Source organism: Vibrio sp. 10N.261.52.A1 (assembly GCF_002876325.1).
In the GTDB taxonomy this organism is placed as follows: Bacteria; Pseudomonadota; Gammaproteobacteria; order Enterobacterales; family Vibrionaceae; genus Vibrio; species Vibrio chagasii.
Genome location: NZ_MCYD01000259.1, coordinates 1 through 14445 on the forward strand (window position 1 = coordinate 1; position 14445 = coordinate 14445).

At 43.2% G+C, this 14445-nt stretch carries 2 protein-coding genes and 4 pseudogenes; 2 read left to right on the forward strand and 4 right to left on the reverse strand.

The window, feature by feature from the left end:
• Positions 1-93 precede the first annotated feature (93 nt).
• Positions 94-737: pseudogene (locus BCT81_RS03350) on the forward strand (IS5 family transposase); the annotation flags it as partial.
• 148 nt (positions 738-885) lie between these two features.
• Here the strand turns inward: BCT81_RS03350 and BCT81_RS03355 are convergent.
• Positions 886-2022, reverse strand: a complete 1137-nt coding sequence (locus BCT81_RS03355; protein WP_032498097.1) for a hypothetical protein — start codon at positions 2020-2022, stop codon at positions 886-888.
• 544 nt (positions 2023-2566) lie between these two features.
• Here BCT81_RS03355 and BCT81_RS03360 point away from each other — a divergent pair.
• A complete protein-coding gene (locus BCT81_RS03360) occupies positions 2567-12442 on the forward strand; it encodes a TcdA/TcdB pore-forming domain-containing protein (protein ID WP_102423241.1) in 9876 nt (3291 codons plus the stop codon).
• A gap of 286 nt (positions 12443-12728) precedes the next feature.
• Here the strand turns inward: BCT81_RS03360 and BCT81_RS03365 are convergent.
• From BCT81_RS03365 to BCT81_RS03380, 3 pseudogenes are all read right to left on the reverse strand, one after another.
• Positions 12729-12902: pseudogene (locus BCT81_RS03365) on the reverse strand (CreA family protein); the annotation flags it as partial.
• Between the two features lie 14 nt (positions 12903-12916).
• A pseudogene (locus tag BCT81_RS03370) lies at positions 12917-13057 on the reverse strand (IS3 family transposase); the annotation flags it as partial.
• Between the two features lie 241 nt (positions 13058-13298).
• A pseudogene (locus BCT81_RS03380) lies at positions 13299-14445 on the reverse strand (IS66 family transposase); the annotation flags it as partial.

The window sequence follows — 14445 nt, forward strand, 5'->3', positions numbered from 1 at the left end:
TTTCGGATAGACTGAGTTTGGGATAATAAACCTCAATTAATCATCTAATTATAAGGCTTAATTGCTTTCCAAGATAATCGTACCATTACGTAATACAGCTGCATCAGCAAACGGGCGAAGACTGTTGAGGGGAAGTATCGCAACCCTAGTCGAGGGACAGTCGCTCACCTAGTCGTCGATTCAACAGGCCTGAAAGTCTTCGGTGAAGGAGAATGGAAAACCCGCAAGCATGGTGTAGAGAAACGACGTACCTGGCGCAAGATCCATCTGGCTATTGATGCCGAAACGCATGAGGTCGTATCCGCCGTCGTCAGCCTGGTCAACGCGGCAGACACTGAAGCGCTTCCTACCCTTTTGAACCCGCTGCACCGACGGATAGAACAAGTCTCAGCTGATGGCGCTTACGACGCAAAAGAATGTCATAGGGTGCTGCAAAAAGGGGCGAAACCCACCATCCCGCCTCGTTCAAATGTGGGATACTGAGAAGAAGGGCATCCCCCGGAATAATGCCGTCAATGCTTTGAAAAGCGGTAAGCTGAAACAGTGGAAAAGGGCAATGGCTATCACCAACGTTCACAGTACTGTCGGAGACAGGGATGTATCGCTATAAACAGTTCAACAGCCCTAAACTGTCTCTTCGTGATTACAACGCCCAAGATGGTGAAGCACTCGCCGGGGTAAAAGCAATGAACAAAGTCATTGGACTCGGTATGCCTGTTAGAGCAGCGACCAGTTAAGCCGGGAAAGCCCTTGGCACTGGGCTTCCCCGAAGATTATTTGATCAACAACGCCGTTCTACTCACTCACAGCATAAGTGTGTCCGGAGAAAGCTGACACTCACCTCTTTTCAATTTTGTGAAAGAGCCCTACAAATACCTGCAGGGTTTACTTTACGAATATCTTCATTGGGCTTAAGCTTATATTGTCAACAATATATCCAGCACCATTTTCTTCACCAAGCCCTTTTATCATCAATTGCCCTTCTCCAAAGTTAGCATCTACATCGGTTTCAAATTTTTTCCACCCTCTACGATAGCCCGTTTGTCTACCAACGACTTTCCCATCCCAGAAAATTTCAATACCGTCATTCTCTGTTACAGATTCGTTTTTTCGACTAGTAAACCACAGACTTAGATGAAGTTTATTAATTTTTCCATCAAACGTAACATCTTGGTAGATTTCTGTATGTGAGCCACGATCTGCATCCATTTCAGAAACTATGCCCCCATTATGGAAATTTTCAACTCCATAGGCTTCTACATTATAGGCAGCTTCGATTCCACCATTGTAGTTCCAATGCTTAACACCTTGTTCAAAGTCACCATTTTTAATTAAGTTATGCTCACTTGGATTACAAGATATTTTATCTTCTGGCAAGAAGAACGTAATCTTATTTTTTCCAGAATCAACTGCAAGTTGAATGTTCTGTAACTGTTTGTCGCTTACAACCGATCTGAAAGACAAAGAATCATCTGAAGCATACATTCCTTGAATGCTTACATAACCTGGTACTCCATCAAATGAAAACTTACCAACTTCCCTGAATAGGTCGTTACTCTGTATCCTTTTCTGAACTTCTAAGCTGAGCTTTCTTCTATGTTTTTCAGATAATGCATCCACTATTGATTCATCATAAAACTCAGTTGATGGGACAGTAATATTTACAGCGTTTGGCTTACCTGTTTCCCAATCGTAGCTGATAAGGAAATCGTTAAATTCCACTGAATCTAGCTGTGATATTAACAGCAGTGTTAGAGCTGAATCATCTTTTTCTAATAAACAGTCAAAACTCGCATCATCTCTCGCGTACGATGACATGCTTAATAGAGATAACGCAACTACTGATAATGATTTCTTCATATTCATAAATAACCAACAAATAAGGGGGAATGAGGGTGAAACCATAGCAAAAACCTTCGAAAAACATTTAACATTCCCCAAATCTTTTTCAAACATAAAGCAGGAGAGAAAATATATCCTTCTGATTTTAAAAGACATCACTGTGAGCATATTTTTGGTCATGCATTCAATAAGTTCTTACACCAGGACATCCGCATGAGAGCTATCGTCAAATCTGGTGTACGGATTCAAGAGCAATGTCCTGCTGGTTTTCCTCGGTTTCGAGAATAACTTCAGAGGGAAAGTGGCAGCCTTTGAATATTAAGAATAAGTATCATGAGTGGAAATTAAGCAAATATTAACTAAAAGGCTCAAAGTTTGCGACAGAACCAAAAAACTCTCCCCAATACCAAGTCGTTCAGGCAGTTTTTATTCGCCACTGTGGTATGGAAGACTGAGACTGAAAAGATGAAATAGCTGGCAGTGAAATGAATCATCACATTCCCTGTCAACCCCTTGCGCAGAAAGGGGTTAGCTATGTACTCATAATACTTTCGGTTTGAATTTGGTGTAAAAGATGACGCCTTTAGAAATAGTCTTTTAACCTCATTGCGCATTGTTTGATTTTGATTTTGTTTTTCGTATGTCTCCGACCTGCTAACTCCAGTAACATTATCAGTTGCCGCCGAAGGTGGTCTATTGTTCTTTTAGAGGTAAATATTTCAAGATGGTAACGCCAAACAAAAAATTAAAAAACAAGCTTAATGAGCAGGACGTAGAGAAATCAGGTCTGGTTAAAGAGCATGTTGAAGCGTTTATAAAATTAGCTCGTGAAAAAAAAGTATACCTATTATTTAGGAAAGTTAATAAGTTCTCGACGTCACTGATTAAGAATGGGGCTGCGACAAAAGGACTCAATGTACATGGTAAATCTTCGGACTGGGGACCGATGGCTGGTTTCATCCCGCTCGACCAAGATTTAAGTAAGAAATTTGGTAATGTAAAGGGGGTTAATCTAGGAAATTCTTCAAATCGGACTTCGCTAAATGAAGCATCAAAAAGTATTGGTACGGTCGCGCTGACATTATCGGAAGAGAGACTGAATGAACTCCAGTCGTTAGGGGTGTTGAGTTGGGACAAAAATACAAAATCCATTGCTATCACTGGTAAAGGTGCCCAACACTATGAATTTAGGTTAAAAGGCGACGGAACCAATCCCTACTCAGTTGAGTACCGTACACTACCTGGCACAAGCTCAACACTGGGAGTAAATAAGCCATGGCGTTTACTCGATGTGATGGGCGCAAAAATTAACGGGAGCGTTGTTCCACTAACGGCAGATTATGACATGTTTATGGTCGCTCCTAGCTTAGATTCCGTTGTAAAAAAATCAGATCCGAATGAAAAACTGACATTGAAAAAAGTTGTTGAGAAAGTACAAACGCAGGGCCTGGGTCAGGCAGATCGCCGTGTAGCTGATCCTAATCTCGGTAAAGTACCAGAGTGGATGAAAGGCTTAATTGCAGATTTGAATAAGTCGGTTGTCCAAACTGGCCGTACAGGGGGAAATGTTATCCATCATGGAGCTGAGACGGATAACCCTTTTCCTGAAAAAGAAGAACAGATATTTGTAATCACGCCCGAAGGCGAAGCTTTTCTGACAAAAGACTGGGAAGATACGCAGACTTTTATTCACAACATACGACAAAAGGGCTTTATAACTTGGGTTAATCGCCTTTATAACAAGCTGATCTTTGAAAAAGGTTCTTTGAATTATATCACATGGGGAGAAAGGCCCCCTACTCTCGACGAGTTTGATCGCTACATTCTGGAAGTGGCGAAAATTCCCAATAGCAATACATTGGTGTCAGAGCTAAAAAAGAATATTTCCCCTCTATTAAAAAGCTTCTACGGCATGGCGCGTGCTTCCGGAGAAAGTGACAATGACTTCTTCATCCGACAGCGTAAAGAAATCATAGCGTTAAAATATACTTTGGAGGCACTGAGTAGCAATTACCCGAAAGGCGATCACAATAGAACAGCAGTAGAACTGCTCTTTCATCGAATAGATGCCTATGATCGCCTCATTTTACGCCCTTCCATAAAGACGGATGTAAGCCTTAGCAAACAAATTGATAACGTAACAGAGCTCTTAAGCACAACGCTGGGCCGAATAAATGTCAGCGCTACGCTTGAAAAGCTGGAATCCTTTTATTTGAAGCATCAGCTTGATCTCTCCAAGCAACGTGTATTAGCAAGGACACTCAATCAACTTGTTGATGAATTGGGTCGTGGAGACAACATTGATAAACATTCTGCCGAAGCGCTTAAGGAAAACGTAGAAAAAGAACTTAGCCTCGCTGCATTAGATGCCAAGCAAGTCGAATTCGGCATCATCGATGACAGCGTGATAAAAAGCTATCGTTCTGGTGAAGCATCAAGCCAGAAAATCTCATCACGCGTTGTGTCCTTGCTCCAGGGCAAAGGTATTAAAGCAAGTGTAATTGGTCTACTTGTCTTTGAAAATGAGCTGTCGCTTTCGCCAAAGCGTCATTATGCCGTTAAAGCCCATATCAATGGTGAAGACATCGTTTTCGATTTAGCGAGCCACAAGTTTGGTGGTGTTGATCCAATGGTTGAGCCCTTGGCTGCATGGAAAGAAAAATTTGCTTCTCTTAGAGAGAATCGAGAAACACTGATCAGGTATAACGAATATCCCAGCCTTGATAAGGCAAAGATTGATTTATCAAATGCGTATATCGATATTTTTGAAAAAGGAGAGGCAATGACTTCTCCACGCTGGTTCTTAAGGTCTCTTGTGGCTAAAGAGGTTACCGACATCAAGATTCGGATACTCAAGCATTACAGAGCCGAACCAGCTAAAAATATAAAAGAGTTGGAAAAAGAATTGTCAAGCCTGACCCGTTATTATGATAGGGAGATTATTCAACCTATTGTTAATGAAAACCTATCAGTCAGTAAAGGGTTGAGTAAAAGCATTAATGTGTCTGACGTAAAAAGCAAGATAGATAAACTTGCTTTATACGGTGATAAGTATGTACATGAAATTAAATCTTTGTTTGACGAATATTTGAAATTACAAGGGGGCTACAGCCGGGAAATAAAGGTAGAAGAACTAATTAAGTTGATTAATCAGGCCAAGAAATCCAAAGCTCCCACAGTGCAGAAAAAAGAAATTTTGGACAAATTGTTTGGGCTGGTTGCGAGTGAAATTGACATCATAGATCCAACATTGCCAAAAAATGCGATTGATGCCGATAGGGTCATCAAGGAGGTTAACGAGACGCTGCCTAACTCGACTACAGCCATTTCTGAGATAGACTCGATAATAAGAAAAATAAAAAATCTCCCAGAAAAACCTGGAGCCAATGCCAGCGAATCGAGAAAACTTTGGGAGATGACAGCGCAAGAGTTCGGTAATATGCAGCAAGAGATTGCGATTATCCGTAACTTATACTTATTGAAAGGAAAAAATGAGGAATATTTTAAAGCGCTAATTGAAAAAGGCTTAGGTAACTGTGGGGATAAAGCGCTTTATGCAGCGTTTTTACTCAAGGAAAAGTATAACTATTCAGGTTCTATAGAAATGTTGAAGCTGGGTGGGGAGGGTGACCACGCTTTTTTAAGGGTGGGGGGTAATTCGCCTGATGCCATCATTATTGACCCATGGGCAGGGCAACACTTTAGCAATAAAGATATTGATATATTTCTTTATAACCCTGATAACGAAAAAGTCCTTGTCCATAGAACTGATTATGAACTAAGTAAGATCTTCAAAGACATCGATCCCACATTAGTAATGCCAGAAAACTACTTTGATAAGCAGAAACAAAGATCACATGAGCTTTCCAGAATCAAAGTAGAAAAAGTGGAGACATGGGGGAAATATAAGGTTATTCCCAAAAAATCCTCTACCACCAGTCAGTATGACAGTCAGATAATCATTCAACTTGAAAATGACGCGATTGTTGCAGAGTCAGCCTCTAGGCTTGCCGGTAAACACCCAGACAAGACGGTGATCGTGCAGCTCGATAAAGATGGAAAATACCGCGTTATTTACGGTGATGTGAAAAAGCTTGGGGGAAAAGTACGATGGCAACTTGTAGGTCATGGTGGAAAAGATGAAGCACGGCAGACAGCGGTGCTCAGCAATTATGATCCAGACCAACTGGCTAACTTGATCACGGACTTTAAAGCGCGTTTTGCTAAGGAGGTAACGGGCAATACCCTACCAGAGCGGATCAGTTTGGTTGGCTGTGATTTAGAAACTGAAAAGTATCGCGAAAGCTTCGTCAAGGACCTGCTTGTCGCACTAGACAAAAAGGGGCTGAAGACGACACTTTCTGCTAGAGCGGGAGAAGTCGCTGTCAATATTGAGGGCCGCAAGGTGAGCTTAGTCGAGCCTGAAAATCCGCTGGCTACTAAGAAGGTGGTGGCTTCATGGAACAAGGACGGCACAGTAAAAATACACAGCGAAGATAGAGAGTTCTCTTCCAATATCCAGCTTTTGAAGAAGAAGCTAACGAAGACAAATCTGACAATGGATGAAATTCTGAGCATCCATAAAGAGCTGGCAACGACTCAAAGCCAAGGGACAGACAGTATTCTCGAGAGGCAATTACAAGCCAAAGCGTCCCATGACGTTATGCAAAAACTCCATCAAGAGATCTATGAAATGCATGAACTGACGGCGAGTGGCAGAGAGAAGGCAGTGTCTGAAGTTGTGAAAGGGGTACATGCCAGCCACTACGTTGAGACGTTTAATAAAACAGTTACAGACTTGATTAAGACCAACAATCTCGGTGGTGACTGGGTAGCGACTTCCCACATCAATGCAGAGGATGGCACTCTGCTGTTCTTAAACAAGAAAGACGGTACAAGTAAATTTATCACCTTAAGCAGCACAGAACGCGATGCTATTGAGGCTTTCAGTCATGCGAGTGCCAAGCTCAGTGAGTCAATCGAGAAAAACTTCTCGTTTGACAAAGCCACAGGGCGTTTTGCAAATAAAGCGGACGTAGGGGATGTGGAAGCCCCAAGTACGATGAACTTTGCCTTTTTAATCAAGTCAGTGATGGACTTCGAGTCTAGCGGGTTTTCTCACGCCTCATTGGCAACAAAAATGGAAATTATGGCTTCCTTCACTCAGATGGGATTAGGGGGTGTCCATGATTTAAGCAAATTGGTTTCGCTGATAGAGCAAGCTGAGAAAATGAGCGCTAGCAGCATAGTCGAACCTATGCGGGCATCAAGTGGTTTTTTTACTGGCGTCAACTTCATAACGAATGGAATATTTTTATATACCTCCATCGTCGAGCTTTCAAAAGCGAAAGATCCTGTTTCGAAAGCCACTTTGAAAGCGTCAATAGGTACATTGGCACTACAAATAGGTGTAGATCTGGCCGCGTTGTTGACGGGTAGCGCCATATTGGCGCCATTAACGGTACCGCTTGTTGGTATAGTGGCTGCTATTCCGTCTCTGGTTCATAACTTTGCTGTATTAAAAGAAAAATTTGATGCAACAGCGAAGTACTTCCAGACGTTGGAAGATGATGTTACGGGGGATATTGTTACGGTCAAGGATGGCATTGCCAGTGTTGGAAGCACTGCGGTGGTGAAGGAAGTCGATTTTCTGAATAAAAAAATCTACTTTGGGACCTTGCTTACATCAAAAATTAAATCTGGAAGTGGAAGTGGTCATACTCGCCCTGGTAGTTGGGATAATTATTTCTCAATCCCTTATTTCTCCGAGAAAGAGTCGATTGACATTTATAAAGGTCTAGGAAAAAGTCACGCTTTCTTAAATACGGGTAATAGTCGCGTATTTGTCTTGCCTGCTGCCTTGAGCCAGCGGCTTCAAGTGCATTTACACACTATTCCTCTTGGACATCGCCCACACAATTCTTCTTTAGATAAACTCAGGAAATACTATGGCAGTCATTTTGTATGGGGCGTGTGGGGAGGCGGAACTGATCATGGAATTCAGATTAATGCGCAAAAAACAAAGTACTACCGGACTCCAATTTCAGTGACGCTGGACAAAGAAAATAGAACTTTAGTATTTGAAACGGTATGGGATAATTATAAACGCAGTCTGCTGGATTATAAGCTGGTTGGCTCAGGAGGCATTTATGATCTCGTGCTGCCATATAAGGCCGCTAACATTGACGTGGTTGCCAGTAATACATCGAGTGAGATATGGCGAATAAACGCTGATGCACTGGCGTATGACTTTTCTCTTCAAGGAAAGGATGGCAATAAAAGGATAGTTCAACAAGGCGACTTTAAATACAGACTGCTTCACGATATCAGGGTTACAAAAGATAAGGTGTCCATCGGCACACAGGAAATACATTTTTCGGGCCAAGCACCCCAGCGTTTATCCATCTTGAACCGAGATAAAGCGGCCAAGGTAGGCATCATGACACTGGTTGATATGCCATCAGGAAACTTGAGCTTTTCGATTAGTATGGAGTCAGAGACTGATTTTGGTGAGGCTTTAAAAATTATTGAAAAGTTGCCGGTAAAAGTTGGGGTACCAACTGTCCTTCAGATGGCTAATTCCGCCTCGCTCTCGCTCATCAAGCTGAAGGGCGGGGGTTACACCGTCGATTTGTTCTCAAAAAGCAAAAAGGTAGCTTTTGCCGTCAAATCAGGTTTTATCCATGAGGTGGCCGTTGATGGTACAGAGTTGCTATTCGGTGGAACAGCACCTCACTATCAAGATAACCCTTTGCTAAGGAAAGGCAAAGATGCACTCCGATCTGTACTGGAGCGCCACCTTGGTAAAGCGATCATGAGCGATTTAGATTTTTCAGACACGGTAAAGATAGTTTCCGCGAAACTACAGTCAGATATCCAAGATGTGATCGTATTCGATACCAAAAGAAAAAGGGTAGTCAATGCGACATTTTACGTACGTTCATGCAAATACTTGTATCAAGGTACGGGTGTGGGAACACTGGCTATTTTGGCAACAGGCTCAGGGCATATCGACGTTGATCTGCCGAGAACGGGGGTTTTTGCTGCTCTGCCCATAAGCGAAATCGAAATCGTACCTGATGCACAGGTTACTTTGCTAAGAATCAGCGACAGGTTAATGAATCAAGCGAAGGTGAATTTGGTCGCCACCCCATCACAACATTTAGAGGTGGTGCTCCCTTCGTCGCTTGGGGAGTGGAGATGGCAAATCGATGGGCCAGACTTAATCCTGGAAGCGGGTGGTAAAACGTTTAACGCAGTGGACGCCTTCAAAACTTATAATTATAACAAGCAGGGAGAGATTCGATTTAATCTTGATGGCAAAGTATTGACGGTAGAGGGGCTGTTAACGGTGCTTAAACACGCCAAGCATCAGAGCCCGAATTTTGGTGCTTTTTTAGGGACGGATTCGGCAAAAAACACCTACTTCCAACGTGATGATAACACCCTGGTTATCTTATCAGCGAGCCAGTTGGTGACTTCACTTTCACCCCCTGAACAGATTGAGAGGATGTTTTATGACGAGCAGAAAGGCGTCATTTTAAAAGGTGCTTCAGGGACGTTGTATAGGACAAAGCAGGGCAAGCTCAGTGTGGTGAATGAGACAGCTGAGGGTATTTGGGTTGCAGATACAGACGGTGATGGTGAGGAGGAGTTAGTCACCTTAAAAACGGATGGATTAAATATAGAATATAAATCAGGAACAACAACTTTAGATAATTTCCAAAAAAAATTCGGATGGTTAGATACCGAACGTTACCCGATATTTTTAGCTGACGTCGACGGCGATGGAAAGAAAGAAATTGTGGCCTTTGGTTATGACGCAGTATCTAGATATACACCAGCACAAAAAAAGTATGATCAACCCTATAAAGGTAACTTTAGCCACCAAGATGGGTGGCATAATCAGAGCAACTATAAAAGGACGGTCAGAGATATTAACGGAGATGGCAAAGCCGACATCATTGGCTTTGATAAAGAAACGGCATCTGATGGTACGAGAACGTACGCAATAGAAATTGCACTAAGTTCAGGGAATGCCGATAAACCCTTTGGCGGCCATTACACAGCCAACAACAGTGCAGACCCAGCCTGGAAACAGTTACATGATGTGATGACTAAATCCGACTGGCGCTATGAAGATGTGGTTGATTATAACGGAGATGGTATTGGTGACTTGTATTTTGCCGAAGCCAATGGCCGAAATTTTGTCGCACTGGGTAGAAAAGGAGAAAAAAATCGAACGTACTTTGACAACCCGTTTGAGCTTGCAAAGCTGGACCTGAACGGGGGGAAAGTAAAAAATCTTACCATGGTTGATGGGCAGTTAGCCGTGATTACTGCAGGCAATGATGTCGTAAAGGCATTAAGCGTCACAAAGTATACCCGTCAGGACTTGTTGTTAGTGATGCCAGAGCCCATTCAGTCAATAGGAAGAGATGTAATCACGGGGGTATCCGGTGCAAGATACCGGATGGATGGCCAATGGCTGACGGTTGAGCCAGGCAAAAAGCCATCAGTTGCTCTCGATATTACTGCCCAGCTTTTACATCTTGCACCAGTGAATGTGCAGACGGCGGCATCCTCACAGGTGCGAATTACGCTGCCGGATGAACAAGCTTGGCAATGGCGACTTGTTGGAGACGACCTGTTTTTAACATCTGGAAATCGGAAGTTGAAAATTGCAGATGCGTTGAAACCTTCTGAGGGTGGCAGAACACGCGCATCAATTGCAATTGGTACGCAATCTTTTACGCCACAACAGGTGATGACTCAACTTACGCATTCAAGGGCCCACGTCTATGGCCAGTTTATAAGTATAGATAAACAGAACAATGCGTATTTCCAACGCAGTGACTATACGCTGGTTACCGTATCAGCCGACAATTCGGTGGTCTCATTTTCCATGCCGGAAATGGTCAAAAAAGTATATCACGACGCGCAGAAAGGCGTCATTTTAAAAGGTGCTTCAGGGACGTTGTATAGGACAAAGCAGGGTAAGCTCAGTGTGGTGAACGAGCAAGACGGTATTTGGGTTGCAGATACAGACGGGGATGGTGAGGAGGAGTTAGTCACCTTAAGGGAGAATGGAATAAATATCGAATATAAGTCTGGGACACTGGTCGAATATAATTTTCAACAAAAACATGGTTGGCTTAACACCAATAAGTTGCCGATATTTTTCGGAGACATCGACGGTAATGGAGAGAAAGAGCTCATTGCCTTCGGTAGAGAGGTATACATCTACTCACCGTCCGAACGTCGATTTATACCTTCTTATAAGGGTAACTTTACCCTCCAGAAGGGGTGGCATAATCAGAGCAACAATAAAAGGACGGTCACAGATATTAATGGAGATAGCAAGGCCGACATCATTGGTTTTGATAAAGAGACTGCGGCCGATGGCAGGAGAACCTACGCCATTAAAGTCGCCATGAGTTCAGGCAGAAGGTCTTCGCCCTATGATGGTTACTACGTCGCTAACAAGAGGATCACTGTGGCCTGGAAAAATTTACATGATGTGATGACTAAATCCGACTGGCGCTATGAAGGTGTGGTTGATTATAACGGAGACGGTATTAGTGACTTGTATTTTGCCGAAGCCAATGGCCGAAACTTTGTCGCACTGGGTAGTAAAGGAGAAAAAAATCGAACGTACTTTGACAACCCGTTTGAGCTTGCAAAGCTGGATCTAAAAGGTGGAAAAGTAAAAAATGCCATTGATATCAATGGAGATGGTGTTACCGAAGTAGTGATAGAAAGAGCGAATGGCCATGTAGAAACCACCGAGTTAGCAAAACTAAAACTGACGGAGGCTGATGTTTCTCACCTTATTCCAGAGCGAATTATAAAGATCACCGACGAGAATCTGATTATAGGTGAATCAGGGTTGATTTATTCTCCAAGTAACAACAACACAGCAGTAGCAGTCGCTGGTGTGGTCAATAAATCAGGAAACCATGAGCGAGTTCGACCATGGAATATACCAATTCCTAAGGATGGCACCATTTTAGCGAAAAACTTAGTTATCCTCGCCAAAGGGTATGGGTGGAATGGCGTTGATATCAAGATCAATAATGATTCAATTTGTTTCAAGGCTGCGATTAGTGGTGAGACAAAACTTCACTTCATCCTTGATCAGAAAGGGCTACGCCTAACGAGTATCGAGGATACTTTTAAAACGGATGGTGCTTCGACAATAGTCAAGAAAGAGCTAGATTCGGACATACTATTCAATGACGATAAATTAAATCCAATTAGAAACTACCGACGGGGCACTACGACTTTCTTGGCTGTCACCAAAAGAAAGAACAACAGGTCATCTTTTAAGTCATTTAAACTACAGCAGAAGAGAGTATTTACTTCGATCGGTCGTGATATTGCTCCTCTTGTTGAATTTCAGATCCATGCAGTTATTAAGGATTTTGGTTTAAATACTAATACTCGTGGCTATTCGTCAGTTGAGTCTAAACTATTAGCTCAAACTATCGCAGTATTTGATTCTTCAAAAGAAAAATCGGCGGGTACGGATAGCGTATCTGAAATTTCTGAAAAGGCTAAATCAAGCATGGCATCGAATATCGTATCAAATGCCTATTGATTAAATAGCTGAGAGTAAGTTCTGTGTGGTTCCGGTGAAATAAATCCGGAATTATGGGGTACTTTATCCGATTGATATACTTGTAGGGGAAAGCCCTCCAGATTCTTCTGGAGGGCGCATAGCCTAGACGTTAAGCATTGAACTTCTTGTAAATGCCGTCTAAGGTGGCTGTCCAATGTTTGAAAACAAATAGGGGACAGCATTCTCAGGATGCACTGACCATGTAGGGTCCATTACATTGAAGCCAACATTTTCTTTTGTAGCGGAGACTACTGAGTGGCGTTAGTTATGACTTGTTTTCAACAGGCTTCTGCCAAGCCTTGGTTCCCCATAGCGGTAAGGTTGATAGGCTGTGTTTAAAGCTACCATCCGTCTCTTTGGTTGTGTAAGACAAGTAAAGCAGTGTCTGGTTTTCAGCATCATAGATACGTCTAACCTTCATGGTTTTAAAGAAGATGAATAGCCACCGATTTACTAAACACTTTTGAGCCTTTCTTTGTACTGCTTTTCATACTCTACAGGTGACATTTGATCATTTGAACTGTGCCGACGTTTCACGTTATAGAATATCTCAATATATTCAAAGATATCCACACGTACCTCTTCTCTTGGAGCTATCGTCAAATCTGGTGTACGGATTCAAGAGCAATGTCCTGCTGGTTTTCCTCGGTTTCGCGAATGCCATCTTGGAATTTCACTCTTTTGATAACGTCCGCCAGTAACTTGAATCCTCTCAGCCTTCGCCAGTTTGACTCGGCTGTTTTCATCAGCTTGAAAGCCTTTGCCAGTGTCGTTTTCCGGCTTCCGCAACTCTTCGTCTTGTGTATGCGCCCCATGAACCCACGGGGCGATGTTGTTAATGTTTGAAGTTCCAAGGCAGGAGCGCATCGATATCAGGCTCAGCTTTCGCTAGCTCTTTCATGCGCTTGACTATGTAGTCGTAGAGGATAAGGCCGTTGGCTTTCGCAGTCTCGACGATGCTGTAAAGCATCGCGCTCGCGTCAGCGCCATTTGCAGTGGTCGAGAACAACCAGTTCTTCCTGCCAATGACCAGCGGTTTAATTGCGCGTTCAGCTCGATTATTATCGATAGATAAATGACCGTCATCGATATAGCGGATAAGTTTCGGCCATTGGCCGAGCGTGTATTTTATCGCCTTGCCCAACGGGCTAGACGCTAGCACTTGTTGAGTCGTCATCCACTCGTACAGCTCATCCAGTATCGGCTTGGCATGCAGTTGACGTTCTGCTTTTCGTGTTTCGACAGTCGCACCTTTTAAGCGCGATTCTATCCCATAGAGCTTCTGGATTTTGGCTAGCGCTTTATCTGCTTTGCCTGACTTACCTTTACCTTGAAGCTTCTTAGCATCCATGAACTTACGCCGTGCATGCGCCAAGCAGCCAACATTGGTGACTTGTTGAAGACCATCATAGGCACCATAGCCATCGGTTTGCAGATAACCACTGTAATCCCCCAAGAAGGCAACAGGGCATGCCCTCGCGCGACTGTTTTGATAGTCGTACAAGGCGATATTCTTTACATTCGGCTGTGCAGCGTCGGGCTAGTCTGCGCCCGAGCAGTAGAGCCACATATAACACTGTTTATCTTCTTTGAGGACATTGAGCGGCGTTTCATCTGCCTGAACCACCACTTGTTGGAGTAGATGCTCTTTCAAGGCCGCATACAGCGGTTTGAACTTCTCACTGACTTGGATAACCCACCTTGCCATAGTAGTTCGCGATAGCTCAATACCCGACTGAGTAAACAGCGACTCTTGGCGGTACAGTGGCATTGCGTATTGATATTTGCCAAGGATGATGTTGGCTAGCAAGCTTTCTGTCGCGAAGCTTTTAGGGATGATGCTCTGGGGCGCTGGCTTTTGAACGATGTGGCTTTTGTCTTCAGTTTGCTCGCACTGACGACAAGCATACTTAGGACGAACATATTCCAGCACTTTGAGCACGGCTGGTGAGAACTCAAGTTTCTCACTGCGGTCTTCACCG